Annotated in this window: 26 protein-coding genes, 1 tRNA gene and 1 pseudogene; 27 read left to right on the forward strand and 1 reads right to left on the reverse strand. The window is 29.3% G+C overall.

Annotated elements, in window-relative coordinates; all coding sequences use genetic code 11:
• Nucleotides 1-13: 13 nt before the first annotated feature.
• The 4 genes from acpP to L8U98_RS00765 all read left to right on the forward strand — a co-directional run bounded on the left by acpP (nt 14) and on the right by L8U98_RS00765 (nt 2569).
• Nucleotides 14-247, forward strand: coding sequence for an acyl carrier protein (gene acpP, locus L8U98_RS00750; RefSeq protein ID WP_039617517.1), 234 nt, complete (start codon nt 14-16; stop codon nt 245-247).
• Nucleotides 248-273: 26 nt separating this feature from the next.
• Nucleotides 274-1488 (forward strand): beta-ketoacyl-ACP synthase II, encoded by a 1215-nt coding sequence (locus L8U98_RS00755; RefSeq protein WP_263724665.1) that lies wholly within the window; start codon nt 274-276, stop codon nt 1486-1488.
• A gap of 1 nt (nt 1489) precedes the next feature.
• On the forward strand, nt 1490-2425 hold the full coding sequence (locus L8U98_RS00760; RefSeq protein WP_173787044.1) for an acetyl-CoA carboxylase carboxyltransferase subunit alpha: 936 nt from the start codon (nt 1490-1492) through the stop codon (nt 2423-2425).
• 68 nt (nt 2426-2493) lie between these two features.
• Nucleotides 2494-2569: transfer RNA gene (locus tag L8U98_RS00765), tRNA-Phe, on the forward strand.
• A 2-nt stretch (nt 2570-2571) separates the two neighbouring features.
• Here L8U98_RS00765 and L8U98_RS00770 read toward each other — a convergent pair.
• Complete coding sequence (locus L8U98_RS00770; RefSeq protein ID WP_263724664.1) at nt 2572-3369, reverse strand: ferritin-like domain-containing protein; 798 nt, start codon at nt 3367-3369, stop codon at nt 2572-2574.
• Nucleotides 3370-3451: 82 nt separating this feature from the next.
• Here L8U98_RS00770 and L8U98_RS00775 point away from each other — a divergent pair, with 82 nt between their 5' ends.
• The 23 genes and pseudogenes from L8U98_RS00775 to L8U98_RS00885 all read left to right on the forward strand — a co-directional run bounded on the left by L8U98_RS00775 (nt 3452) and on the right by L8U98_RS00885 (nt 26041).
• Complete coding sequence (locus L8U98_RS00775; RefSeq protein ID WP_263724663.1) at nt 3452-4228, forward strand: ABC transporter permease; 777 nt, start codon at nt 3452-3454, stop codon at nt 4226-4228.
• Nucleotides 4225-4896: an ABC transporter ATP-binding protein gene (locus tag L8U98_RS00780; protein ID WP_257938575.1), complete on the forward strand. Its 672-nt coding sequence runs from the start codon at nt 4225-4227 to the stop codon at nt 4894-4896. Before L8U98_RS00775 ends, L8U98_RS00780 begins: the two co-directional genes overlap by 4 nt.
• Nucleotides 4886-6001: a capsule biosynthesis protein gene (locus L8U98_RS00785; RefSeq protein ID WP_263724662.1), complete on the forward strand. Its 1116-nt coding sequence runs from the start codon at nt 4886-4888 to the stop codon at nt 5999-6001. Before L8U98_RS00780 ends, L8U98_RS00785 begins: the two co-directional genes overlap by 11 nt.
• On the forward strand, nt 6001-7659 hold the full coding sequence (locus L8U98_RS00790; RefSeq protein ID WP_263724661.1) for a polysaccharide biosynthesis/export family protein: 1659 nt from the start codon (nt 6001-6003) through the stop codon (nt 7657-7659). Before L8U98_RS00785 ends, L8U98_RS00790 begins: the two co-directional genes overlap by 1 nt.
• 17 nt (nt 7660-7676) lie before the next feature.
• Entirely contained in the window at nt 7677-8624 is a 948-nt protein-coding gene (locus tag L8U98_RS00795) for a KpsF/GutQ family sugar-phosphate isomerase (RefSeq protein ID WP_263724742.1), read from the forward strand.
• Between the two features lie 24 nt (nt 8625-8648).
• A complete protein-coding gene (rfbA, locus tag L8U98_RS00800; RefSeq protein WP_263724660.1) occupies nt 8649-9536 on the forward strand; it encodes a glucose-1-phosphate thymidylyltransferase RfbA in 888 nt (295 codons plus the stop codon).
• Nucleotides 9537-9542: 6 nt separating this feature from the next.
• A complete protein-coding gene (rfbC, locus tag L8U98_RS00805; RefSeq protein WP_263724659.1) occupies nt 9543-10118 on the forward strand; it encodes a dTDP-4-dehydrorhamnose 3,5-epimerase in 576 nt (191 codons plus the stop codon).
• 141 nt (nt 10119-10259) lie between these two features.
• Nucleotides 10260-10991, forward strand: coding sequence for a dTDP-4-dehydrorhamnose reductase (gene rfbD / locus L8U98_RS00810; RefSeq protein WP_263737838.1), 732 nt, complete (start codon nt 10260-10262; stop codon nt 10989-10991).
• The gene (gene rfbB / locus L8U98_RS00815) at nt 10988-11995 is read left to right on the forward strand and encodes a dTDP-glucose 4,6-dehydratase (RefSeq protein ID WP_263724657.1); all 1008 of its coding nucleotides are present in this window, start codon (nt 10988-10990) and stop codon (nt 11993-11995) included. The genes rfbD and rfbB overlap by 4 nt, the downstream gene beginning before the upstream one ends.
• Nucleotides 11988-12914, forward strand: a complete 927-nt coding sequence (locus L8U98_RS00820) for a glycosyltransferase family 2 protein (RefSeq protein WP_263724656.1) — start codon at nt 11988-11990, stop codon at nt 12912-12914. The genes rfbB and L8U98_RS00820 overlap by 8 nt, the downstream gene beginning before the upstream one ends.
• Entirely contained in the window at nt 12907-13353 is a 447-nt protein-coding gene (locus tag L8U98_RS00825; RefSeq protein ID WP_263724655.1) for a sugar 3,4-ketoisomerase, read from the forward strand. The genes L8U98_RS00820 and L8U98_RS00825 overlap by 8 nt, the downstream gene beginning before the upstream one ends.
• Nucleotides 13319-13675: a sugar 3,4-ketoisomerase gene (locus L8U98_RS00830; RefSeq protein ID WP_263724654.1), complete on the forward strand. Its 357-nt coding sequence runs from the start codon at nt 13319-13321 to the stop codon at nt 13673-13675. The genes L8U98_RS00825 and L8U98_RS00830 overlap by 35 nt, the downstream gene beginning before the upstream one ends.
• A complete protein-coding gene (locus tag L8U98_RS00835; protein WP_263724653.1) occupies nt 13662-15245 on the forward strand; it encodes an HAD-IIIC family phosphatase in 1584 nt (527 codons plus the stop codon). The genes L8U98_RS00830 and L8U98_RS00835 overlap by 14 nt, the downstream gene beginning before the upstream one ends.
• Before the next feature lies 1 nt (nt 15246).
• On the forward strand, nt 15247-15468 hold the full coding sequence (locus L8U98_RS00840) for an acyl carrier protein (protein WP_263724652.1): 222 nt from the start codon (nt 15247-15249) through the stop codon (nt 15466-15468).
• On the forward strand, nt 15465-16445 hold the full coding sequence (locus tag L8U98_RS00845) for a GNAT family N-acetyltransferase (RefSeq protein WP_263724651.1): 981 nt from the start codon (nt 15465-15467) through the stop codon (nt 16443-16445). Before L8U98_RS00840 ends, L8U98_RS00845 begins: the two co-directional genes overlap by 4 nt.
• On the forward strand, nt 16442-17806 hold the full coding sequence (locus L8U98_RS00850) for a hypothetical protein (RefSeq protein WP_263724650.1): 1365 nt from the start codon (nt 16442-16444) through the stop codon (nt 17804-17806). The genes L8U98_RS00845 and L8U98_RS00850 overlap by 4 nt, the downstream gene beginning before the upstream one ends.
• Nucleotides 17803-18894, forward strand: a complete 1092-nt coding sequence (locus tag L8U98_RS00855; RefSeq protein ID WP_263724649.1) for a DegT/DnrJ/EryC1/StrS family aminotransferase — start codon at nt 17803-17805, stop codon at nt 18892-18894. Before L8U98_RS00850 ends, L8U98_RS00855 begins: the two co-directional genes overlap by 4 nt.
• Nucleotides 18887-19687 (forward strand): glycosyltransferase, encoded by an 801-nt coding sequence (locus L8U98_RS00860; protein WP_263724648.1) that lies wholly within the window; start codon nt 18887-18889, stop codon nt 19685-19687. Before L8U98_RS00855 ends, L8U98_RS00860 begins: the two co-directional genes overlap by 8 nt.
• Nucleotides 19688-19702: 15 nt before the next feature.
• Nucleotides 19703-21274 (forward strand): hypothetical protein, encoded by a 1572-nt coding sequence (locus L8U98_RS00865; RefSeq protein WP_263724647.1) that lies wholly within the window; start codon nt 19703-19705, stop codon nt 21272-21274.
• A pseudogene (gene cysQ / locus L8U98_RS00870) lies at nt 21267-22009 on the forward strand (3'(2'),5'-bisphosphate nucleotidase CysQ). The gene L8U98_RS00865 and the pseudogene cysQ overlap by 8 nt, the downstream one beginning before the upstream one ends.
• A 2-nt stretch (nt 22010-22011) precedes the next feature.
• Nucleotides 22012-22905, forward strand: a complete 894-nt coding sequence (gene cysD / locus L8U98_RS00875; RefSeq protein ID WP_263724646.1) for a sulfate adenylyltransferase subunit CysD — start codon at nt 22012-22014, stop codon at nt 22903-22905.
• Nucleotides 22905-24329 (forward strand): sulfate adenylyltransferase subunit CysN, encoded by a 1425-nt coding sequence (cysN, locus tag L8U98_RS00880; RefSeq protein ID WP_263724645.1) that lies wholly within the window; start codon nt 22905-22907, stop codon nt 24327-24329. The genes cysD and cysN overlap by 1 nt, the downstream gene beginning before the upstream one ends.
• Nucleotides 24326-26041 (forward strand): SLC13 family permease, encoded by a 1716-nt coding sequence (locus L8U98_RS00885; RefSeq protein ID WP_263724644.1) that lies wholly within the window; start codon nt 24326-24328, stop codon nt 26039-26041. Before cysN ends, L8U98_RS00885 begins: the two co-directional genes overlap by 4 nt.
• Nucleotide 26042: the final 1 nt, after the last annotated feature.

Raw genomic sequence — 26042 nt, forward strand, 5'->3', positions numbered from 1 at the left:
CTAGGAGATAAAAATGGCAATTTTTGATGATGTAAAAAAAGTAGTTGTTGAGCAACTTAGTGTTGATGAAGATGCAGTTAAAATGGAATCTAAAATTATTGAAGATTTAGGTGCAGATTCTTTAGATGTTGTTGAATTAGTTATGGCTTTAGAAGAAAAATTTGATGTAGAAATTCCAGACAGCGATGCTGAAAAACTAGTAAAAATCGAAGATGTTGTTAATTATATAGAAAATCTTCAAAAATAATTTTAATTTTTAATAAGGAGTGCGGTTTGAAACGCGTTGTAGTAACAGGTATAGGAATGATCAATGCCCTTGGCTTAGACAAAGATAGCTCATTTAAAGCAATTTGTGATGGTAAAAGTGGCGTTGATAAAATCACTCTTTTTGATACCACTGATTTTCCAGTGCAAATTGCTGCTGAAGTGAAAAATTTTGACCCTTTAAGTGTCTGTGATGCTAAAGAGGTTAAAAAAATAGATCGTTTTATACAACTTGGTATTAAAGCAGCAAGAGAAGCTATGGAAGATGCTAAATTTGATGAAACTTTAAATAAAGAAGAATTTGGTGTAGTTTCGGCAGCTGGTATAGGTGGTTTACCAAATATAGAAAAAAATTCCGTTACTTGCGCACAGCGTGGACCACGTAAAATTACTCCTTTTTTCATACCATCAGCTTTGGTTAATATGCTTGGTGGGATTATTTCAATCGAGCATGGATTGCAAGGACCAAATATCTCATGCGTAACTGCTTGTGCAGCAGGAACCCATGCCATAGGCGAAGCTTATAAAAGCATAGCTTTAGGTAGTGCAGATAAAATGCTTGTAGTAGGCGCTGAAGCAGCCATTTGTGCTGTGGGTATAGGTGGCTTTGCTGCTATGAAAGCTCTTTCTACTAGAAATGATGATCCAGCTAAGGCTTCAAGACCATTTGACAAAGAAAGAGATGGTTTTGTGATGGGTGAGGGTGCTGGTGCTTTAGTGTTTGAAGAGTATGAGGCTGCTAAAAAGCGTGGAGCTAAAATTTATGCTGAGTTAGTAGGTTTTGGCGAAAGTGCGGACGCACATCATATTACTTCGCCTACTTTAGAAGGGCCATTGCGTGCTATGAAAAAAGCTTTAAAAATGGCAGGAAATCCAAAAGTAGATTATATTAATGCGCACGGAACTTCTACTCCGGTAAATGATAAAAATGAAACAGCAGCTATTAAAGAGCTTTTCAAAGATCAAATTCCTTTAGTTAGTTCTACAAAAGGTCAAACGGGGCATTGCTTAGGTGCTGCTGGTGCTATTGAAGCTGTTATTTCTTTAATGGCGCTTGATCAAGGTATATTACCGCCAACTATCAATCAAATCGTAGCAGATGAAAACTGTGATCTTGACTATATACCGAATACTGCAAGAAAAAGCGAAGTAAATGTTGTAATGAGCAATTCTTTTGGTTTTGGTGGAACAAATGGTTGTGTGATTTTCAAAAAAGTAGATTAATATGGCTTCTTATTTAGATTTTGAAAAAAATATCCAGCAAATTGATGAAGATTTAGCAAATGCTAAAATCAAAGGCGATGATGAAGCAGTAAAAATTTTAGAAAAAAACCTTGAAAAAGAAACTCAAAAAGTTTATAAAAATTTAAGCGATTACCAACGCTTGCAGCTTGCAAGACATCCTGATCGTCCTTATGCGCTTGATTATATTCAAGCTATATTAAGCGATGCTTATGAAATTCATGGCGATCGTGCTTTTAGAGATGATCCTGCTATTGTGTGTTATGCGGGTTATATAGGTGGTAAAAAAGTTATTGTTATAGGTGAGCAAAAAGGTAGAGGTACTAAAGATAAACTTCATAGAAATTTTGGTATGCCTCATCCTGAAGGTTATAGAAAAGCTCTAAGAGTGGCAAAAATGGCTGAAAAATTTGACATACCGGTGTTATTTTTAGTAGATACTCCAGGTGCTTACCCAGGAGTGGGTGCTGAAGAGCGTGGTCAAAGTGAGGCTATAGCTAGAAATTTATATGAGTTAAGCGCCCTTAAAACAATCACTATAGCAGTAGTTATAGGTGAAGGTGGAAGTGGTGGTGCTTTAGCCATAGGAGTAGCTGATAAACTTGCTATGATGAAAAATTCAGTTTTTTCTGTGATTTCACCTGAGGGTTGTGCTGCTATTTTATGGAATGATCCATCAAAAAGTGAAGCTGCTACTAAAGCCATGAAAGTAACTGCTGATGATTTAAAAACTCAAGGTTTAATAGATGATGTCATCGAAGAGCCAATGAGTGGAGCTCATAGAGATAAAGAAAATGCGATTAAAAATTTAAGTGATTATGTCTTAAAAGCTATAGAAGAATTAGAACAATACGATAAACGCGAATTAGCTGCATTAAGAATGCAAAAAATCTTTAAATTTGGAGCTTTTGCTGAATGATTTGCATTTTTATGCAAATTTCAACTTTTTTTAAAAAAACTATTGTATAATTACAACTTCAATTCAGTGGTTGGATAGCTCAGTCGGTAGAGCAGCAGACTGAAAATCTGCGTGTCGGCAGTTCGATTCTGCCTCTAACCACCATTTTATTCTTTATTATAAAATTCATCTAACTCTTGAAGTTCATTTTCATTAAATCCTGCTTGTATTCTAGCTATTTTGTTATATACTTTTCCTAAAAGATTAAATTCTTTATATTTGGCGCAAAGATCAAGGTAGTTATCATTTTCTTTTTTTGCATAATTCCACCAAAAATCTCCTTTATTTACATGTTTAATTTCATCATTTAATATAATGGTAAAAATTTCACTAAATAAACTTTTTATAGGATGATTAGTGGTGTTTAATTTTTCCAAAACAAAAGGATTGGCATCAAGTCCTTTTGCTTCAAGTCCTCTATGCACTATGCCCATTCTATGAGCAAGATTATCTTTGGTTAAGAATAAGGCTTTTTCAAGATTATCATGTGCATGGAAATCTCCATATTTAAAACCAAGTTCATTTAAAGTTTTTTCTAAAAGTAAAAAATGCTTAATTTCTTCATCAGCCACCTCAAGCCAATCTTGATAAAATTTCAATGGCAAGTTTTTAAATCTATAACTAGCATCCAAGGCTAAGTTTATAGCACTATATTCTATATGTGCAACTGAATGTAATATTTTTGCTAAAGATAAAGTGCTATTTGCTTCTTTTGGACGCCTTATTTTCATGGGATGAAGGATTTTAACTTTTGAGTTTTCACAAATGATCGCCTCATGGGAATGATTAAAGTCATACAAATTAGCTTTAAAATTTTCATAAAATTCATTAAATAATTCAATCTTTTTAAAAATATCTTTGTGATATAAAATTTTTTCTAATTCCTCAAAGAAATTTCTTTTCATTTTTAAACCTTGTTAAATATTATATAAGATAAAAAAGTATAATATAAGAATTTTGAAAATTTAAATAAGGTTTGCTAAAAATATGTTTAATGTCATACATGCTCTTTTTTTTAGAGAGTTAAAGACAAGATTTGGTATTAATAAATATTTGGGCTATTTTTGGGTGATTGGAGAGCCTATGATGGTGGTTTTGGCAATCACTTCTATTATAACAGCTATTAGAGAATTCTATCATCAAATCATGCCTGAAGGTGTTTCTATCTTTTTATTTTTAGCAGTAGGAATTATACCTTTTTTTATGTTTAGAAGTATCATTAATCAACTTTTACATGGTATTGGGGCTAATTTAGCTCTTTTTTCTTATAAACCTATTCGCCCTATACATGTATTTATTGCAAGAGCATTGCTTGAGTTTTGTATTTATTTTACTATTTTTATTTGTGTGATGTTTTTGGCAGGTTGGTTTTTACATATGCAAGTTATACCTAAGCATTTTTTAGAAGCGATGTTTTCATTCTTTTTGCTTGTAGTATTTGGCTTTGCTATAGGGATGTGTTTTGCTATAGCAGGACATTTTGCAGAGCCTTTAAAAATGGCTTTAAGTTATTTAAATATAGTTTTATACTGGACAGCTTTGGTAGTATTTCCTATATGGATAGTTCCAAAACCTATTTTAGACATTTTATATTATAATCCACTTTTGCATATTATGGAGCTTTTAAAATATAATTTTTTTCAAAATTATCCATTGCTTGATGATTATAATTACTACTATCCTATTGCATGTTTAAGTGTGATTTTGTTTTTGGGATTATTTTTTTATTATTTTACTAGAGAAAAGTTGATAGTGGTACAATGATAAAATTAGTTAATTTAACCAAATCTTTTCCTTTGCGTAATGGTGGAAGGCATTATGTTTTTAAAAACTTAAGTTTTGAATTCCCTGAAAATTGCAGTATAGGTTTAATGGGACGCAATGGTGCTGGAAAATCTACTTTAATGAAACTTTTAAGTGGCTCATTGCTTCCTGATAGAGGCAAAATTATCACTAATAAAAAATTATCTTGGCCTCTAGGCTTAGCAGGTGCGTTTCAACACAGACTTTCAGCAAGGGACAATGCACGTTTTGTGGCTAGAGTATATGGTTATAAAGGAAAGGCTTTAGAAGAGAAGATTAAATTTGTTGAAGATTTTGCTGAGCTTGGTAAATTTTTTGATGAGCCTATGAATACTTACTCAGCAGGTATGAGTGCTAGAATATCTTTTGGTTTAAGCATGGCATTTGATTTTGATTATTATTTGATTGATGAAGCAGGTGCCGTGGGAGATCCTAAATTTAGAGAAAAAAGCTCTAAAATCTATAAAGAAAAATTAAGTCAGTCAAAAGTTATCATGGTTTCGCATAATGTAGCTGAAATTAAACAATGGTGTGATAAAATTATATTTATGCAAGATGGACAAGCTACTATATATAATGATGTAGATGAGGGCATAGCGGTGTATCAAGGAAAAATAAATGCAAAATGATTTATTAAAAAAGTTTAAAAATTTAAAGATACTTAACTCTTTTAAAATAGTATTGATTTTAACAGCATTTGTTGTATTTTATTATATTTTTATAGCAGCAAATCGCTATGTGAGTGAAAGTGTTTTAAGTGTGAAATCAACCACAGGAGATAGCGGAGCTATCACCGGAATTGCTGCATTTTTGACTAATAATTCTTTTTCGAGCGAGGATATAACTTTCTTAAAATCTTATATTCATTCTTTAGATATGCTAAATATCTTAGAAGAAAAAATTCAAATTCGTGAATTATATCAAAAACAAAAACTTGATTTTTTTTATAGTATTTCTTCATCTGCTAATCAGGAAGAGTTTTTAAAGTATTATCAAAACCGTGTTAAGATTACTCAAGAAAACTCAGCTAATGGGCTTTTACGTGTAGAAGTTGAAGGTTTTGATCCACAAAGTGCACATTTGATAGCTTCAACTATAGTTAAAGAAAGCGAAAAATTTATCAATGAAATTTCACACAAAGCCGCAAGAGATCAAATGCAATTTGCTGAAGAAGAGCTTTTGCAGTTTAAAAAAAGATACCAAAAGGCTAAAGATGAGCTTTTAGCTTTTCAAAATAAATATGGGGTATTTGATCCACTTAAACAAGCAGAAGGCACTCTAAAACTCATTGCTGAACTTGAATCAAAAATAGCAGCTAAAGAAGCTGAGCTTTTAATGATGCAAAGTTATATTAATGATAATGCACCGCAAATTGTCACAATAAAAAGTGAAATCACAGCTTTGAAAAAACAACTTCAAAAAGAAAAATCTAAAGTTTCATCCCCAAAATCCTCTCAAAAGCTTAATGATCTTGCAGCTAAATTCCAAGATCTAACCATAGAAGCAGGTTTTGCAGAAAGTGCTTATACAGCTGCATTAAAAGCTTATGAGAGTGCTAGGATAGAGGCTTTAAGAAAGATAAAGCAGGTAGTTATAGTGCAAAGTCCAAGTTTACCTCAAAGTGCTAAATACCCAGAAGCTTTGTATAATATACTCACGGCTTTTATGATTTTATCTTTGATTTATGGAATTGTTAAATTTATTAAAATGATTATAGAGGAGCATAGATACTAATGAAAAAGATATTTTTATTTTTACTTTTACCTTTGTTTTTATTTTCAGCGGTAGATGTTTCTCAAATTGCGAAAATTCAAAATCAACCATTAGCTCCATCTTTAGAGCCACAAATTATAAATTATGATAACAACCAAAGTGATTTTAATCAAACTCAAACTCCAATTACTAAAGTATTTGGTGCACATTTATTTAATGGTAATTTTACTAAATTTACCCAACATGTTTATAATCCTGACTATAAACTAGCAGTAGGCGATAGGATTAATGTAAAAATTTGGGGTGCGGTAGAGTTTATACAAACTTTAACAGTAGATTCTCAAGGAAATATTTTCATACCAAAAGTAGGTGCTATTAATCTTTTGGGTGTGAAAAATAGTGCTTTGGTGCAAGTCATTACAAAAGCTATTAATAAAATTTATAAAAGCAATGTCTATGTATATGCAGATATGGATATTTATCAAAATGTATCGGTATTTGTTACAGGAAATGTAAATCAACCTGGTCTTTATCAAGGATTAAGTTCAGATTCTATTATACAGTATTTAGATAAAGCAAGTGGAATTAATTTAGAATATGGTAGTTTTAGAGATATTCAAATTTTAAGAGATAATAAAGTCATTAAAAAAGTAGATTTATATGATTTTTTACTTAAAGGTCAGCTTGATCTTTTTCCTTTTAGAATGGGTGATGTGATTTTAGTGGGTAGTGTACAAAAGTATGTTTTTGTAGAAGGAGATGTGCAAAAACCTTTTAGATTTGAGCTCAGTAATGATATTTTAAATTTAGAAGATATAGCCAAAGTTGCGGGAGCTAAGCCTATAGTAACTAATGCTGTGGTAAAAAGTTATAGAGATGATCATAAATTACATGTGGATGCTTACAGTAAAAAGCAATTTTTAGGCGTGAAATTATACAATGGCGATGAGATAGAGTTTAGACCTGATTATACTGCGCAAAATATTAGCATTAGCATAGAAGGTGAGCATAGTGGTTTGCACTCGGTGGTGATAAAAAAAGGCACAACTTTAGCTGAACTTGCTAAAATGATTACAGTTAATGATCAATCAAACATCAATGCCTTACAGGTTTTTAGAAAAAGTGTAGCAGCTACTCAAAAACAACTTATAGAAGCTCAGCTTAAAGAGCTTGAAACACTAGCTCTAACAAGTTCTTCAGTTAATGCTGAGCAAGCTAGCATTAGAGCTACTCAAGCTAAGACGATTTTAGAATTTATTGCACGTGCAAAACAAGCTCAGCCAAAAGGACAAATCGTTATAGATAATGTCAAAGCGTATAATTCTATAGTATTAGAAGAAGGTGATGTAGTAAATGTACCTAGTAAAAATAATCTTGTTTTAGTTCAAGGTGAAGTTTCTATACCAGGTGCATTTGTATATATGGATAAAGAAAAATTAAGATATTATATCAACTTAGCAGGTGGTTTTAGCGATAGAGCAGATATATCAAGAGTTTTGGTAATCAATGCTAATGGTAAAGCAACTAAATATAGTGGTAGAAGTTCAGCGGATATCAAAGCAGGAGATTCTATTTTAGTTTTACCAAAAGTAGATAGTCAAAATTTACAAGTCTTTAGCATGCTAACACAAATTTTATACCAAATAGCTATTGCAACTAATGTAGTGTTAAATATATAGGAATTTAGATGAGTCAAATAAATGCGATTAAAATAGCCAAAGAAGTTTTTGAGATAGAATCAAAAACAATTTTAGATTTACGTGATAATTTAGATGAAGGTTTTAATAAAGCCATTGAGCTGATTTTATCTATCAAAGGCAGATGTGTAGTAAGTGGCATGGGTAAGTCAGGCCATATAGGAGCTAAGATAGCTGCGACCTTAGCTAGCACAGGTACTCCAAGCTTTTTTATGCACCCAGGTGAAGCTTTGCATGGAGATCTTGGTATGCTTACAAGTGAGGATATGCTTTTGGCTATTTCAAATTCAGGAGAAACTGAAGAGGTTTTAAAACTCATACCAGTGATTAAAAAAAGAAAAATTCCTTTAATTGTCATGGCGGGCAATCAAAACTCTACCCTAGCTAAACAAGCAGATATTTTTATAAACATAGCGGTAAAAAAAGAAGCTTGCCCGCTTCAATTAGCTCCAACTTCTTCTACCACGGCTACTTTAGCGATGGGTGATGCTATAGCGGTAGCTTTAATGAGGGCAAGGAATTTTAGACTTGATGATTTTGCTTTATTTCATCCAGGGGGAAGCTTGGGTAGAAAGCTTTTAACTAGAGTAGGTGATTTGATGGTGTCAAATAATCTACCTATAGTAAGTCCTGAGAGTGAATTTAATGAGCTAGTTGATGTGATGACTAGTGGTAAATTAGGACTTTGTATAGTACTTGAGAATGAAAAACTAGTTGGAATCATCACAGATGGTGATTTAAGAAGAGCATTAAGAGCAAATGATAAGCCAAGATTTGATTTTAAAGCTAAAGAAATCATGAGTGAGAGTCCAAAAACCATAGAAGCAAGTGCTATGGCAAGTGAAGCAGAAGAGTTGATGCTAAAACATAAGATCAAAGAAATTGTTGTTACGCAAAATGAAAAAATAGCAGGTGTTATACAACTTTATGCGATAGGAAATGTGTAAGTAGTTTTTATATAAGGAGTTGCGATGAAGGGCATAATTTTAGCAGGTGGAAGTGGCACTAGGCTCTATCCAATAACAAAAGGCACTAGTAAACAATTGTTGCCAATTTATGATAAACCTATGATTTATTATCCATTATCGATTTTGATGCTGTCTGGAATAAAAGAAATTTTAATTATATCCACACCTAAAGATTTGCCAAGATTCCAAGAATTACTAGGAGATGGGTGCGAGTTGGGAATTACATTGTGTTATAAGGAACAGCCAAGTCCTGATGGCTTGGCGCAAGCTTTTTTGTTAGGTGAAGAATTTATAGGCAATGATGATGTTTGTTTGATACTAGGTGATAATATTTTTTATGGTCAAGGATTATCATATTTGCTGGTAGACAGTGTAGAAAGAGCAAAAAATAATTCTAAGGCTACTGTTTTTGGCTACTATGTTAACGATCCTGAAAGATATGGTGTTGTAGAATTTGATCAACAAGGTAGAGTGATTAGTATAGAGGAGAAACCAGAAAAACCAAAAAGTAATTATGCGGTTACAGGGTTATATTTTTATCCTAATGATGTTGTATCAAAAGCAAAGCTGGTAAAGCCATCAAACAGAGGTGAATTAGAAATTACTTCTTTAAATCAAATATATCTTGAAGAAGAAAGATTAAATGTTGAGATTATGGGGAGAGGTTATACATGGTTTGATACAGGTACGCATGATTCTCTATTGGATGCTAATATTTACGTGCAGACATTAGAAAAAAGACAGGCTTTAAAAATAGCATGTTTAGAAGAAATAGCTTATAATAAAGGATATATCACCAAAAAGCAATTGCTAAAGCTAGCAAAACCTTTATTAAAAAATCAATATGGTCAATATCTATCAAAAATATCAGAGAATATTTATTTTAAATGAGTTTTGATGCAAATAATTAATACGAATTTTAATGATGTTAAGCTAATAAAGAAAGAATTGTTTTTTGATAACAGGGGATATTTTACAGAAGTTTTTCACCAAAAAAAAATTACAGAGAAAATATGTAAAAATATAGATTTTGTTCAAGAAAACGAAAGTTGCTCAAAAAAAAATACCATAAGAGGTTTGCATTACCAAATACACCCTTTTGCGCAAACTAAATTAATAAATGTTATTAGCGGTAGAATTTTAGATGTGATTGTAGATTTACGCAAGGATAGTCCAACTTTTTTAGAACATATCAAGATTACAGTAAGGGCTGAAGATAATATATTGTTATTTGTTCCTCGTGGATTTGCGCATGGTTTTATAGCATTAGAGGATTTTACAAAAGTTTCTTATATGGTTGATAATTTTTATAATCCAAAGAGTGAAAGAGGTATATTGTATAATGATCCACAGTTAAAAATTGATTGGGGTGTAAATGATTCCGAAGTTTTAATTTCTGATAAAGATCTGTATTTGCCTACACTTGAGCAAATTCAAGATTTTTTTGATTATAACGTGGATTATTATGAGTAGAAGCATTGCTATCTTGGGATCTAATGGTCAATTAGGAAAGACTTTTCAGGAATTATTTAGCTTGTATAAAAAAAAATATAGTATGTTTTTTTTGATAAAACACAAATAAATATACAAGATAAAAATTTACTAGAGTATTTTATTGATAAATATAAGTTTGATTATATAATTAATTGTGCTGCATATACTGATGTAAATTTAGCGGAAGTCAAACAGAAAGAAGCTTATATGCTTAATTATAATAGTGTTGAAAATATAGCAGATTTGGCTAAAAAATATAATTTAACTTTTATTCATATTTCTACTGATTATGTTTTTGATGGAAAAAGTTGTATTCCTTATAAAGAAGACGATAAGACTGAACCTTTGAATATTTATGGTAAGTCAAAGTTAAGAGGTGAGCAAGTGATTGTAGATATTAGCCCGAAAAATACAATTGTCATAAGAACATCATGGCTATACAGTAATTATAAAAGAAATTTTGTCCATACTATAAGAAATCTTGGCAAAAAAAAAGAAGAGATTAATGTTGTCTATGATCAGATAGGGACACCTACATATGCCAGAGATTTAGCTGAAGTAATTTTAAATATTTTACCATATATACAAAATGATAAACCAGAAATTTATCATTATTCTAACGAGGGTATTGCTAGTTGGTATGATTTTGCAAAAGAGATAATGAAGTTATCGCAATTAGATTGCAATATCAAACCTATAGAAAGTAAAGATTTTTTGGCATTAGCTTTAAGACCTTCTTATAGTGTGTTAAATAAACAGAAAATTAAAGAAAAATTTCATATTGAAATTCCACATTGGAAAGATAGTTTGGAAAAATGCATAAGTATATTGCAGAAGGATGATATTTTATGAAAAATTTATTACTTACAGGAACAGCAGGTTTTATTGGTTCGAATTTTGTGTCGTATTTTTTAGAGAAATACAAGGATTATATTTTAATTAATCTTGATCTTTTAACGTATGCAGGTAAATTGGAAAATTTAAAGGAGTGTCAAAATAATCCTAGATTTAAATTTATAAGAGGAGATATTTGTAATCAAGAGCTGGTTCAATTTCTTTTTGAAGAATATAACATCCAAGGTGTTATTCACTTTGCTGCAGAATCGCATGTTGATAATTCTATTAAAAATCCTGAAATTTTTATTCAAACAAATATAAATGGAACATTCAATCTGCTAAATATAGCATATAAACATTGGATGGAGAAGCCATTTGTATATAAAGATAAATATCAAAATTGTAGATTCCATCATATAAGCACAGATGAGGTTTATGGGACTTTAGGGGAATGCGGTTTTTTTACAGAAAATACTCCTTATGCTCCAAATTCACCTTATTCTGCTAGCAAGGCTAGTTCTGATATGCTTGTAAGATCTTATCATGAAACCTATGGATTAAATACTATTATTACTAATTGTTCTAATAATTATGGACCAAAACAGCATGATGAAAAATTAATACCTACAATCATACGAAATGCATTGGCGGGTAATAAAATCCCAATTTATGGAGATGGGAAAAATATTCGAGATTGGTTGTATGTTTTGGATCATTGCAAAGGTATTGATCTTGCTTTTCATGGTGGAAGATCAGGTCATACTTATAATATTGGTGGTAGAAATGAGAGGACAAATCTACAGATTGCTTATAAAGTATGCGAATTATTAGATCAATATAGACCAAAAAATATTAGCTATAAAACACAAATTACCTTTGTGGAAGATAGGGCAGGACATGATAGACGCTATGCTATTGATGCTAGTAAAATTGAAAAGCAACTTGGTTGGAAAGCCGATGAGAATTTTGATACAGGTATAGTAAAAACAGTAGAGTGGTATTTAAAAAAATATGAATAATACAGTTGCGGTTTTGCTTGCCACATATAATGGTGAGAAATATTTAAAAGAGCAAATTGACTCGATTTTAAATCAAACTTATAAAGATATTAAGATTTATATAGGTGATGATTGTTCAAAAGATAGCACTATTGATATTATTAGAACTTATAAGGATTTATATCCCGATAAGATTATATATTATCAGAATAACACAAATATGGGCTTTATTAAGAATTTTGAAAAGCTTCTTCAATGTTGTAGTGAGAATTATATGGCCTTCAGCGATCAGGATGATATCTGGCTGCCTAATAAATTAGAAGAACAAATGAAAGAAATAGCCAAAATGGAAGAAAAATGTAATTTACCAATAATGTGTCATAGTGATTTGATCATGATAGATGAGGATAAAAAAATTCTATATAAATCTTTTTTTAAATTTAAACAATACAAAATAAATTTAAAAAAAGATTTGGGTCATATACTTGGACCTTGTGGAGTGATGGGTAATACTATGATGATAAATAAGGTGTTAAAAGAGAAAATATTGCCATTTCCAAAAAATATCAATTTTCATGATTATTATATAGCTATTATGTGTGAACTTTTTGGAAAACGAATAACATTAAGCGAATCTTTTGTTTTATACAGAATTCACCAAAATAACACAAGTAATTCAAGATTAAATATTAAAAAGAAGAAAAATACAACTTTACCTTATCTTGAGCGAGATCTTGATTGGCTAGATAATATTAAACAGGATTTAAAAAAAAATGATCTGTTGATTGTAAATAAATTTCAATGTTATATTCAAAATCCAAAAAAATTATATCATTATTTAGAATTACTTAGATATAATCTAGTAAAGAGAAATGATATTTACCGATTGAAGTTATTTTTTAGATTTTTGTATAACATATATTGGAAGACTAATGGATGAATTTTATAAAATAATAAACTTTAATGCCATAGGAAATCAAAATGATGGGTTTTTGGTGGCTTTAGAGAGTAATAAAAACATACCTTTTGAAATAAAAAGGGTTTATTATATATGGGGTAATCAGCAAGATAAGATAAGAGGAAAGCATGCACATAAAGATTTAGAGCAAATTGTGGTGTGTGTAAAGGGTAGTTGCGATTTTATTTTGGATAATGGTATTATTCAAAAGCATATTCATCTAAATCAACCTAGTCAAGGGCTTTATATAGGTAATAATATTTGGAGAGAGTTTACCAACTTCTCGAAAGACTGCGTTATAATGGTGATCGCTTCTAAATATTATGATATTGATGATTATGATACGGATTACTTGGAATTTAAAAGTAGGTTAAATAGTAATATACTTGCCACAACTGGGGGGGGGGATTTTAAAAACTAGCATTGATTTTCCTATAAAAAGAATTTTTTATATATATGGAAATATAAAAGAATCAAGAGGAAATCACGCTAATATTTTTTCAAAATTTATAATGTTTCCTGTTGTAGGTTCATGTAGAGTAAATATTGAAAGCAAAAATAAAAAACAGAATTTTTTACTTAATAAAAAATCTCTACTTTTTGTAAATAATATGACTTGGAAAAGAATGTATGATTTTGAAAAACAAACAGTATTAATGGTTTTATCGGATTCGTATTATATGCCTGGTGAGTATATTTATGATTATAGTGAATTTAAAAAGGTGAGTAATGGATATATTTGAGATACAAAATTTTGTTTTTTCGGAAAATTCTAGAGCAGATTTGTCTAGTTTTGAAAATACATTGAAAAAAGAATATAAGATATTTGTTTATCGAAATCATTCTTTTGAAGTTCTTGAAAGCGTAATTCAGCCTTATTTGTTTTATTCTAAAATAAATGCGGAATTTGTCTATAGTAGCTACGATGATTCTTTTTCTTTTAATGAAATAGATTATAAATCAGATATGTTAATTTTTTGGGTTGATTTAAGCCGATACGAGGAAAATGCTGAAAATTTTATTTTACAAAGGTTGGAAGTTTTACAGAAGCAGTATTATAAGCCAGTTTTACTTGTTTCTACTGTATCTTCTGAGCTATTTAAAAATAAGATGTTTTATTATTGCTCTTTGGAAGATATCAAAGATAACCTAGGAAATAAATTTTTTAATAAAAGATTGGAGAAATTTACTGGAACATCTTTAAGTGATAAAGCGTGCATGGAGATTGCAAAAAAAATGGGTTTAAGCTATATTCCAGCCTTATTAAAACCAAATTTGAAAGCAATAATTGTAGATTTAGATAATACGCTGTATCAAGGTGTGTTGGGTGAAGATGGTATAAACGGAGTTATATTGACCTCTGGTCACCATAGATTGCAAGAAGCACTAAAAAAGAAAAAAGAAGAGGGCTATTTTTTATCAATTGCATCTAAAAATAATTTAGATGATGTTAAAAAATTATTTGTATCAAGAAAAGATTTTCCTTTACAGCTTGATGATTTTTCTTATATTATGGCCAATTGGGATTGTAAGTCAAAGTCTATTCAAAAAATAGTTTCTAAGCTTAATATAAATGTAGATAGTGTATTGTTTATTGATGATAATCCTGGCGAAATTTTATCTGTTTTATCTGTATTTAATACGTGTAATTTTATTTTAGCTTTGAGTGATGCAAACAAAACATATGATATTTTAACAAATTATCCTAGATTATTAAAATTACGTAGTAATATTGAGGATTCTGTTAGACAGAAAGATACATTGGCTAATGAGGTGCGTGAGCAAATAAAAAACACTATGTCCAATGAAGACTATTTAAAAAGTCTTGATATCTTAATAACTTATAATTTTGATAATTATAATCAAATTTCAAGAATTTCAGAACTTGCGAATAAGACAAATCAATTTATCTTTAATTATATGCGTTATAGTGAAAGTGAAATTTTAAATAGAATGGAGAATAATAGTTATATAGTTGCAAGTATTGAGCTGGAGGATAGACTATCAAATAGTGGAATTATAGGTGTTTGTGTGGGATATATAAAAGATGAAGTATTGATATTAGAAGAATGTTTTGTTAGTTGTAGGGCGCTAGGAAGAGGATTGGATGATTTAATAATTTTAGGCTGTGTAGAAAAAATGTTAAAAAAAGCGAATGTATCTAGACTAAAAGTTCTTTTTAGAAAAGGAGAAAGAAATTTGCCAGCAGAAAAATTTGCTAAAGATAAATTCCGGGATTATCTTGTAAAATCACGTATTTTTAACTATACTAACACAAATGATTTTATTAAAACTATAATAAAAGGAAATTGATATGGATCAAGCATTAGAAATAATTTCGAAAATTTCAAAAATATCCAAAGAAGAGTTAATCAAGAATGCAAATAATCCAATGCAATGGAGTTCTTTTACTCATATTGAAATTGTTATGGCTTTAGAGGAAGAATTTGGATGTATGTTTGATGAGAATGAAATTATTGAGATGAAAACTTTAAATAAAATATTTCATTTTTTAGAAAAAAAGATTGCTAGATGAAAAAAAACATTATACAAGAAGGATTAAATTATAGATTAAGAATGGTTAATACTGACGATGCGGACTTTATTATTCATATTCGGACAGAAGATTTAGAGAGAACTCGTTATGTTCACCCAATATCCTGCGATATTCAAAAACAAAAAGAATGGATTAAGCAGTATATGGAAAAAGATAACGATTACTATTTTGTAATTGAAAATAAAATAAATGGAAATCTAGAAGGATTGATATCTATTTATAATATTGAGCATTCAAAAGCTGAATGGGGTAGATGGATTTTACAAAAAGGATCGCTAGCTTCATTTGAAAGCATATTATTAATATTTGAAGTTGCTTTTCAAAAGTTAAATTTGAATGAAATTTATTGCAGAACAATTGCTGATAATAAGCCTGTAGTTGAGTTTCATGAGTTAATTCAAGAAAAATTTAGGTCTAAGCTGAATAATTTTTTTACATTAGATGATAAAATATTTGATGCGATTGAGCACTATACAGACTATGAACATTATGTGTGTGTAATAAAACCTTTATTGGAAAATAAAGTTTTTAGGATTTTTTCTAGAAATTTAAAAAAAGAACTTGGACTATTTGAGTTTCATCATATAGGGGTTGCTTGTGATGATATTGAAAAAGAATTTTTCAGTTATAAATTTCTTGGTTATTTTAAGGAGGGCAATCCTTTTGTTGATGTAAATCAAGGAATAAGAGGGCAATTTATCATTGCAACAAATCAACCAAGGTTAGAACTTTTGGAAAATTTATCAAATTCAAACACTTTGAATCATTGGATTGATAATGGCATTAAAATGTATCACTTTGGTTATATTGTTGAGGATATAGAAAAAGCTCAAAAAATTTTTAAACAGTTAGGGGCAAAGCTTATTTCTCCGTTAAAGTATTCAGAATATTTTAAAAAAAGAATATGTTTTTTAGTTTTAAAAAATAGTTTCATTATGGAGTTGATAGAACGATGAAAAAAATAGATAAAATTTTATTTTATTTTCCTTGGAATGAGATATCTGGTGGTCCATTTTATATGGCGCAACTAGCAAATAATCTTTCTGAAAAAAAAAATTACACTGTGTATTATGTTGATTATGCAAATAGTGGAACTGGTATTACTTTAAATAAAAAAATTAATCGTCTTATATATAATGATAACGAGAGTTTTATTTTTGATAATTTTCCTGTGGTTTGCATTATGCCTGTGTATTTGCCTCATTCAATTCCAAAATTACATAAAAATTCTAAGTTTCTATTTGTTAATTGGCACAATTGTTGTACAATGGTTTTGCAATCAAAATATCATTTAAACAATGATTCTTTGTTAAAAATGCTGTATTATTTTGAGAATACTAAAAGTGTTGTTTATTGCGATTACGCCCATTTTTTGGAAGTTAAAAAGTATATAAAAAATCCAAAAGAAAGATATCTTCCAGTTGTAATAAATAAAAATGAGGAATATTTTTCATCAAAGGGTGATAATGTTCTTGCATCTCAAGTTAACATAGCTATTTTAGGAAGAATATGTCGTGATAAAATTTATAGTATATTTAATATATTGGATAATTTAGAAAAATTAAACTATATTTTACCAATTAATATCCATATAATAGGAGATGGTAATGAAAAATTATTTTTAAATAAATATATAAAAAAATATAATAATATTAATATTATACAACATGGTGTATTGATTGGTAAAGAAAGAGATTTATTTTTAATCAAAAATATAGATGTGTTATTTGGTATGGGAACATCAATATTGGAGGGAGCTAAATTAAAAATTCCTTGTGTTGTAACTCCTCATCAATTAACTTTCTTTAAGAATGATAAATTTGTCTATTTGCACGAATGTAGAAAGTATTGTTTGGGGTGGTTTAATGAGCAATTAGATGATTTGGGGTTTAATACTATAACGATTAAAGATATTTTAGATGATATATATATTAAAAAAAAGAAGAAGGTGTTGGGAGAAAAAGCTTTTGATCATTTACAGAATAATCATTTTGAGAATATAAAAATGCTAGAAGAGCATGTTGAGAAATCAACTTCTTATTTTTATGATTTTGAGAAGATGAATATTTTTAGTAAGGAAAAAAAAGTTAAGATATTTAATTTCTGTATATTTTCTTATTCTATATTTTTAAACAGTGTAAAATATAAATTATTTGGTAAAATAGAATTATGTAAAACAATAAAATCAGAGTTAAGTATTACAGATATGTATGTTTTGTATTTTCCTTTAATTAGGATAAGAAAAACAACCAATGTTTATCGTATAGATTTATTATTTATAATAAAAATTTATAATTTTTTAAAAGGAAAAAAATGATTAAATTTTTAGATTTATATAAAATTAATGATAGATTTCAAGAAAAAATTAATCATGAGATTAAAGAAGTTTTAGATAGTGGCTGGTATATTCATGGCAAAAAAAATGAAGAGTTTGCAAAAAATTATGCCGATTATTGTGGTGTAAAATATTGTTTAGGTGTAGCAAATGGATTAGATGGGCTTAGAATTATGTTAAAAGCTTCCGGATTAAAACAAGATGATGAGGTTATAGTGCCAGCCAATACTTATATTGCTACAATTTTGGCTATAAGCGATAATGGTTATAAACCTATATTAGTAGAACCTGATATAGAGACTTACAATATTGATCCAAAATTAATTGAAGATAAAATTACGCCAAAAACAAGGGCTATTATGGCTGTTCATTTATACGGACAAGCTGCGCCTATGGAAGAAATTTACACCATTGCAAAAAAATACAACTTAATAGTATTTGAAGATGCAGCGCAAGCTCACGGTGCAACATTAAACGGGAAAAAAGTTGGCAGCCTTTCAAAGGCTGCGGCTTTTTCATTTTATCCCGGAAAAAATTTAGGTTGTTTGGGGGATGGTGGTTGTATCATAACCAATGATGAGGAGTTGTATTGTAAAATGCAAGCATTGTCAAACTATGGTTCACATAAAAAATATCATAATATCTATAAAGGTTTTAATTCTAGACTTGATGAAATTCAAGCAGCGATTTTAAATGTCAAACTTGCTTTTTTGGATCAAGACAATCAAGAGCGTAGAAAAATAGCAAGGCGGTATTTAAATGGTATTAAAAACCCGATGGTTGTTTTACCACGAATGCAAGATGAGATGTCTCATGTGTGGCATTTGTTTGTTGTTCGTGTAAAAAATAGAGATAAATTTCAAGCTTATTTGAGCAAAAATAAAATTGAAAGTATTATTCATTATCCAATACCACCTCATAAACAAGAAGCTTACAAAGAGTGGAATCATTTATCTTTTCCTATAACTGAGCAAATTCATAATGAGGTGTTAAGTTTACCTATATCTCCTATTATGGAAGAATGGGAGGTTTCTAAAGTTATCGAGGTGGTTAACCAGTACGATGAGTAGATCTTTACCTTTGATTTCTATATTAATTCCTGCTTATAATCATCAAAATTATATTCAAGAATGTATAGAATCAGTTATATGTCAAGACTATGGCAATTTAGAATTAATTATTTTAGATGATGGGTCTTCTGACTTAACTTGGCTTAAAATAATCGAATTGGAAAAAAAATGTAGAGTGAGATTTTCTAATTTTAATTCAATGACAAGACAAAACAAAGGTATTTATGAAACATTGAATGAGTTGATTGAATTGTCAAATGGCGAATATATTTATTTATTGGCTTCTGATGATAGGATTCAAAATGAAAAAGCAATAAGCACATTATATCAAATAATATCACGTGATGATAAAATAGTGTTGGTTGTTGGGGATAGTGAAATTATAGATTGCAATTCTAATCGCATAGCTTGGGATATTAAGCAAAATATTGTTAAATTTAATGAAGGGTACAATACTTTCTGGGAGTATTTTTGCTATAAACACCCTAGGGTGAAAGAAATTTCAAAAGATATGAAAAATTTTGGAAGTTATCGAACCCTCATAAAAGGTAATTATATTCCAAATGGTTATTTAATTCGTGCAGAAAAATTAAAAAAAATAGAAAAATTTACAGCAAAAGCACCTATGGAAGATTGGTTTATACATTTGCAACTTTCCAAATTGGGTAAATATAAATTTACTAATGAAATTTTATTTTCTTATCGTTGGCATGATACAAATACTATAAGAAATAAAAAATTAAATAGAATAAAAAATTTTTTAACAAAATTTTATTTTTCTATTAGAACATAGAATAGGGTTTGTGTTATGAAGGCTATTGTACATATTGGCAATATGAAAACTGGAACAACATCTATACAAGATTTTTTATACAAAAACAACGATTATTTAAAGCTTCACGGTTATTATTATCCTCGAACGACTCAGATATATGATCATCAACATGGTGATATTGTTTATATGCTAATGGAATGTCATAAGAATCATATTGAACAAAATTATGAAAAATATTTTTTAACAACAAAATTTAATAAAGTATTTTCAGAGCTAAAAAATGAAATAGTATTAAATAGTCGTTATATTCAGTTGTTTTCATCTGAAGGTTTTTTTTGTGAATCATATAACTTAAGTTTTGTAAAATCAATTTATAATTTTTTCAAAGAATTGGGCTTTATAGATATTGATATAATATGTTATATAAAATCTCAAGATTTATTATTAAAATCACTTGCATCACAAGATGTTAAAGGATTTCATGGATTTCTTTCTTATTTATATGAACCACAAGATCATCCACTTAAGCATTTATTCGATTATAAAAAAATTTTGCAATTTTATATTGATATTTTTTCTAAAGATAATATTTACGTTCGTTTGTTTGACAAAGCAGAATTTTATATGAATGATTTGTTTCGTGATTTTTTTATGCTTTTAAATATACCATGGTCTGATAATTTATTAATTCCAAAATATAAAAATTGTAGCTTAAATTTATTGGGTTTTAAATTGTTGGATAAAATTAATAAATATGATATTTTTTTTATAAAAAACAGATTTGAGGATATTATATATTTTGTTGATAAATATTTTACCGAAAAAGGTGAACTCGAATTTAAACCACCGAAAAAGATTATTGGTGTATATATAGATTATTTTGAAGAATCAAATGAATGGGTAAGGAAGGAATTCTTTCCTCGCAAAGAAAGATTGTTTCCTAAAAAGGATTTGACTAATTATAAAGAAAATTACGAACTCAAAGAAATGAAACCAGAGTATTGGGATAAAATAGCTGAATTTATAGCTGATATTATTAAAACTAAAAACCAAAGTATTGTAGATAAGGAGCATATTATCCAAAACTTAAATAATACTCTTAATAAAACCATAAAAGAAAAAGACGATATTATAAATTCCAATATAAATCATATTAATCAATTGCAAAGTGGTATACAAGAAAAACTAACTCAACTCAATCAAACCCAATCAAAACTATCTTTCCAAACTAAACACAGTACAGCCAAAGCAAGAATCCAAAACCAACTCTCTTATAAACTAGGTCAAGCTATGATAATAAATTCTAAATCTATACTTGGTTATATAAGAATGCCTTTTGTATTATCCTATATAAAAGATAAACATAAACAAGAACAAAAAATCCATCAAGAAAAAATAAAAAAAGATCCTTCTTTAAAACTACCTCCATTAGAAGATTATCCTGATTATAAAGAAGCCTTAAAAGAAAAAGAATGTTTAACTTATAAAGTAGGAGAAGCTCTTATAAAAGCTAATAAAACTTGGTATAAGGGTGGATATATCAAGTTACTATTTGAAATTAGGAAGTTGAAAAGGGAATTTAAAGAAAAGGTTAATCATGTTTAGTCAGATTAACTTAAAAGACATAACTTTCATAGCCATAAAAGCAGGTAAAAGAGTCTTAGAAATTTATAATAAAGATTTTAAAATTTCTTATAAAGATGATAATTCACCTTTAAGTGAAGCAGATATCATCTCAAATGAGATTATTTGTAAAGAGCTTGCTAAATTTAACATCTCTATACTTTCAGAAGAAAATAAAGCTATACCTTATGAACAAAGAAAAAATTGGGAATATTTTTGGTGTATAGATCCAATCGATGGTACTAAAGAATTTATTAACAAAAATGGAGAATTTACTATAAATATAGCTTTGATTTGTAAAGATATTCCGGTTTTAGGTGTAGTTTATGCTCCAGCATTGGATCTGCTATATAGTGCTAAAAAAGGTGAAGGTGCTTTTAGAAATGGTGTAAGCTACCTTTACAAAGAAATGATGATTTTTATAAAATTGTAGCTAGTAAATCACACTTAAATGAGCAAACAAAAGATTTTATAGATAGTATTCAAGCAACTAAGCAAAAAGAATTTATTTCTATGGGAAGTTCTTTAAAGCTATGTTTGGTAGCTAGTAATGAAGCAGATATTTACCCAAGATTAGCTCCTACTATGGAGTGGGATGTAGCTGCTGCTGATGCTATAGTCAGAGAGGTTGGGAAAATGACTTATGATTTTTATACCAAAAAACCTTTAGTGTATAATAAAGAAAATTTATTAAATCCATATTTTATAGTAGAGTAAAAATGACCCATTTAGAATATTTAGAATCAGAGTCTATTCATATTATCCGTGAAGTGATGGCTGAGTTTGAAAAACCAGCTATGCTTTATAGTATAGGTAAAGATAGCTCAGTTATGCTTCATCTTTTACAAAAAGCATTTTATCCAAGCTTGCCTCCGCTTCCTTTAGTGCATGTAGATACTACATGGAAATTTAAAGAGATGATAGAATTTAGAGACAGACGCGCCAAAGAGCTTGGTATGGAGCTTATAGTCTATCAAAACCCTAAAATCAAAGAATTAAATCTTTCTCCATTTACGCATGGTTCATCTATGCATACAGATATTGCTAAAACACAAGGTTTAAAACAAATGCTTGATTTATATCAGTTTGATGCAGTATTTGGTGGTGCAAGAAGAGATGAAGAGAAATCGCGTGCAAAGGAAAGAATTTATTCTTTTCGTGATGAAAATCACTCATGGGATCCGAAAAATCAACGCCCAGAATTATGGGATATTTACAATGGTCGTCATAAAAAAGGCGAATCCATAAGAGTTTTCCCGCTGAGTAATTGGACTGAGCTTGATATATGGCAGTATATTTATAAAGAAAATATTCCTTTGCCAAGTCTTTATTTTGCTAAAAAACGACCGGTGGTAGAGTACATGGGAGCTAAAATTTTAGTTGATGATGAGCGTATGCCAAAAGAACTTGCTAAAAACGCTAAAGAAGAATTGGTTCGTTTTAGAACTCTAGGTTGCTACCCGCTAACAGGAGCCATAAACTCAAGTGCTAGCAATGTTTTAGAAATCATCGAAGAGCTTTTGCTTTCTAAAACAAGTGAAAGACAAGGTAGGCTTATAGACACTGATGAAGAAGCAAGTATGGAAAAAAAGAAAAAAGAGGGGTATTTTTAATGAAAACAAATGTAGAAAAATACCTAAAAGAACATGAAAATAAAGAGCTTTGCAGATTTATCACTTGTGGTAGTGTAGATGATGGTAAATCTACCCTTATAGGTAGAATGCTTTATGATGCAAAAATGCTTTTTGAAGATCAAATTTTATCTTTAGAAAAAGATAGTAAAAAGCTTGGTAATGCAGGAGAAAAGCTTGATTTTGCGCTTTTAGTAGATGGTCTTGCAAGCGAGAGAGAGCAAGGTATAACCATAGATGCAGCATATAGATTTTTCACAAGTGAAAAAAGAAAATTCATCATAGCAGATACCCCAGGCCATGAGCAATACACTAGAAACATGGCAACAGGTGCTAGTACAGCTGATATTGCCATCATACTTGTAGATGCAAGAAAAAGGGTTTTAACTCAAACCAAAAGACATTCTTATATAGCGAGTTTGCTTGGTATAAGACAATTTATTATTGCTGTGAATAAAATGGATTTGATTGATTATAATCAAGAAATTTTTAATATAATCTGCAAAAATTATCAAGAAATTCTACCATACTTAAAAAATCATGAGTGTATTAAAACCCATTTTGTTCCTATATGTGCATTAGATGGAGACAATATAGCTTCTAAAAGCATTAATATGTCTTGGTATAGTGGAAAAACCTTATCTGAGCTTTTAGATACTTTGCCTATTGCTACTAGTTTAAGTGATGAGTTTATCATGAGTGTGCAATATGTTAATCGCCCTCATTTAAATTTTAGAGGTTTTTGTGGAAATATTGCTAGTGGTAGTATAAATACCAAAGATGAAGTTGTGATTTTACCTTCTTTAAAAACAAGTAAAGTAAAACAAATCATCACACCTAGTATTAAAAACTTGAATGTACCCGATAAAAATGAAAAAATTCAAAGTGCTAAAAATGCTAGCTTTCCAAGTGCTATAACTTTAACTTTAGAAGATGAGATAGACATTTCAAGAGGCGATGTAATAGCTTCTAAAAATCATAGTATAGAAATTTCAAATTCTTTTAAAGCTATGGTAATATGGATGAGTGAGGTTAAGTTTAATTTAAATGAAAACTATCTTATCAAAATAGCAAATTTAACTACTAATGTAGTATTTGAAAAAATTGATTTTAAAAAAGACATTAATACTTTCAAAGAATTTCAAAGCGATGAATTAAAACTCAATGATATTGCTAAATGCACCTTAAAGCTTAATAAAAAAATAGCCCTTAAAGCTTACAAGGACAATAAAACTTTAGGAAGTTTTATCATCATAGATAAATACTCTAATGAAACCTTAGCAGCGGGTATGGTAGAAGAAATTTTAGCAAGCGAAGAAAAGAGTAGAATTTACACTCAAGCAGAAATAGAACTTAATGCTTACATTAGAAAAAACTATCCTGAATGGAAATGTAAAAAAATATGAAAATTATTGTCGCATCAAGTATTTTAATCTTGCTTATTTTGTTAATTAGTAATAAAATTAAACCTTTTATTTTATTTGGTAGTGTAGCTGTGCTTTATTATCTTTTGGGGTATTTAAATTTAAATACTTGGCTTAGCTCTTATACGAGCGAATCTTTGATAGTGCTTATTTTGCTTTTGTTAGTTTCACTAGCTATAGAAAAAAGCGTTGTGATAAGTTGGTGTTCTAAATTCATCATAGGTAAAAATTATCATCTATCACTTTTAAAACTTGGAGTTGTTACAGCTAGTATTTCAGCTTTTTTAAATAATACTGCAGTAGTGGCGAGTTTTATGAGTATTATAAAAAATAACAAATTTCAAGCTCCTTCTAAACTACTCATCCCTCTTTCATATTTTTCCATAGTTGGTGGAACTATGACTTTGATAGGCACTTCAACTAATTTGATAGTCAATTCTTTTGTAGTGCAAAATGGTTTGGAAAGTTTAAAGATTTTTGATTTTTTTGCGGTGGGTTTTTGTATAAGTGTTGGAGTGCTTATAGTGCTTTTGATTTTTAACTTTTTATTGCCTGAGTATAAAGAAAAAGAAAATGCCATTAATAAGTATTTAATCAATGCTAAGGTTTTAAAAAATAGCTCATTAGTGGGAAAAACTATACAAGAAAATGGCTTAAGAAATTTAGAGTTTTTGTTTTTACTTGAAATTCAAAGAAAAGATGAGCTTATCGCCCCTGTTAGTCACAATGAGCTTATTAAAGAAGGAGATGAGTTAATTTTTAGTGGAGATATTACACATTTAGAGGCTTTGAAAAAATTTGATGGCTTGCAAATTGGCTCACAAGATTTAAAACTAGAAACATTGAATTTAATAGATGTTGTTATAAATTCTGAGTCAAATTTGATAGGAAAAAGCGTTAAAGAAGCAAATTTTAGAGCTAAATTTGATGCAGGGATTGTAGCCTTAAAAAGAGGCTCAAAAAATATTTCAAAAATTGGCCAAAGTTTATTACAAGCTGGAGATAGGCTTATTTTAAGTGTAGGTAAGGACTTTCACTCAAGAGATAATATTAATAAAAACTTTTACATTATCTCAAATATTATGCAAAATCAAAAGTTAAGTAATATTCAAAGTTTTATAGTGATTTTTGCGTTTTTAGTCATCATTGCTTTATCTGCTTTGGAGTTAGTGTCTTTGCTTAAAGCGTTGCTAGTGTTTCTAGCTTGCTTGTTTATATTCAAAATCATAAGTTTTGATGAAGTAAAAAGACGCTTTCCTTTGGAAATTTTTATCATAGTAGGATCTTCTTTAGCCATTACTAAAGTTTTAGTTGATAGTGGTTTAGCTAAAGATTTGGCTGAATTTGTTATAGGAACTTTTGGAGTGTATGGATTATATGGTAGTTTTGTGGGAATTTATCTTCTAACTTTGCTTTTAACTGAAATCATTACCAATAACGCTGCTGCAGCTTTGGCTTTTCCTATTGCTTATAGTACTGCTTTAGCGCTTGAAGTTAATCCAACTCCGTTTATATTAGCGGTTGCTTACGGGGCAAGTTGTGCTTTTTTAATGCCACATGGTTATCAAACTCACTTGATGGTAGGTTCAATTTGTGGGTATAAAACTACTGATTTTATAAAAATAGGATGGATAGTTTCTTTGACTTATTCAGCTATTGTTTTAACTATAACTCCGGTATTTTTTAGTTTTTAAG

The organism is Campylobacter sp. RKI_CA19_01128 (assembly GCF_025771175.1).
Taxonomy (GTDB): Bacteria; Campylobacterota; Campylobacteria; order Campylobacterales; family Campylobacteraceae; genus Campylobacter_D.

Coding starts and splice junctions, on each gene's coding strand:
- L8U98_RS00825 (WP_263724655.1), top strand. CDS start 12,907: ATGGATGAATTTTATAAAATAATAAACTTTAATGCCATAGGAAATCAA.
- L8U98_RS00845 (WP_263724651.1), top strand. CDS start 15,465: ATGAAAAAAAACATTATACAAGAAGGATTAAATTATAGATTAAGAATG.
- L8U98_RS00850 (WP_263724650.1), top strand. CDS start 16,442: ATGAAAAAAATAGATAAAATTTTATTTTATTTTCCTTGGAATGAGATA.
- L8U98_RS00780 (WP_257938575.1), top strand. CDS start 4,225: ATGATAAAATTAGTTAATTTAACCAAATCTTTTCCTTTGCGTAATGGT.
- L8U98_RS00790 (WP_263724661.1), top strand. CDS start 6,001: ATGAAAAAGATATTTTTATTTTTACTTTTACCTTTGTTTTTATTTTCA.
- L8U98_RS00775 (WP_263724663.1), top strand. CDS start 3,452: ATGTTTAATGTCATACATGCTCTTTTTTTTAGAGAGTTAAAGACAAGA.
- L8U98_RS00855 (WP_263724649.1), top strand. CDS start 17,803: ATGATTAAATTTTTAGATTTATATAAAATTAATGATAGATTTCAAGAA.
- L8U98_RS00840 (WP_263724652.1), top strand. CDS start 15,247: ATGGATCAAGCATTAGAAATAATTTCGAAAATTTCAAAAATATCCAAA.
- L8U98_RS00885 (WP_263724644.1), top strand. CDS start 24,326: ATGAAAATTATTGTCGCATCAAGTATTTTAATCTTGCTTATTTTGTTA.
- L8U98_RS00760 (WP_173787044.1), top strand. CDS start 1,490: ATGGCTTCTTATTTAGATTTTGAAAAAAATATCCAGCAAATTGATGAA.
- L8U98_RS00820 (WP_263724656.1), top strand. CDS start 11,988: ATGAATAATACAGTTGCGGTTTTGCTTGCCACATATAATGGTGAGAAA.
- cysD (WP_263724646.1), top strand. CDS start 22,012: ATGACCCATTTAGAATATTTAGAATCAGAGTCTATTCATATTATCCGT.
- L8U98_RS00865 (WP_263724647.1), top strand. CDS start 19,703: ATGAAGGCTATTGTACATATTGGCAATATGAAAACTGGAACAACATCT.
- L8U98_RS00785 (WP_263724662.1), top strand. CDS start 4,886: ATGCAAAATGATTTATTAAAAAAGTTTAAAAATTTAAAGATACTTAAC.
- cysN (WP_263724645.1), top strand. CDS start 22,905: ATGAAAACAAATGTAGAAAAATACCTAAAAGAACATGAAAATAAAGAG.
- acpP (WP_039617517.1), top strand. CDS start 14: ATGGCAATTTTTGATGATGTAAAAAAAGTAGTTGTTGAGCAACTTAGT.
- rfbB (WP_263724657.1), top strand. CDS start 10,988: ATGAAAAATTTATTACTTACAGGAACAGCAGGTTTTATTGGTTCGAAT.
- L8U98_RS00770 (WP_263724664.1), bottom strand. CDS start 3,369: ATGAAAAGAAATTTCTTTGAGGAATTAGAAAAAATTTTATATCACAAA.
- rfbC (WP_263724659.1), top strand. CDS start 9,543: ATGCAAATAATTAATACGAATTTTAATGATGTTAAGCTAATAAAGAAA.
- L8U98_RS00860 (WP_263724648.1), top strand. CDS start 18,887: ATGAGTAGATCTTTACCTTTGATTTCTATATTAATTCCTGCTTATAAT.
- rfbA (WP_263724660.1), top strand. CDS start 8,649: ATGAAGGGCATAATTTTAGCAGGTGGAAGTGGCACTAGGCTCTATCCA.
- L8U98_RS00835 (WP_263724653.1), top strand. CDS start 13,662: ATGGATATATTTGAGATACAAAATTTTGTTTTTTCGGAAAATTCTAGA.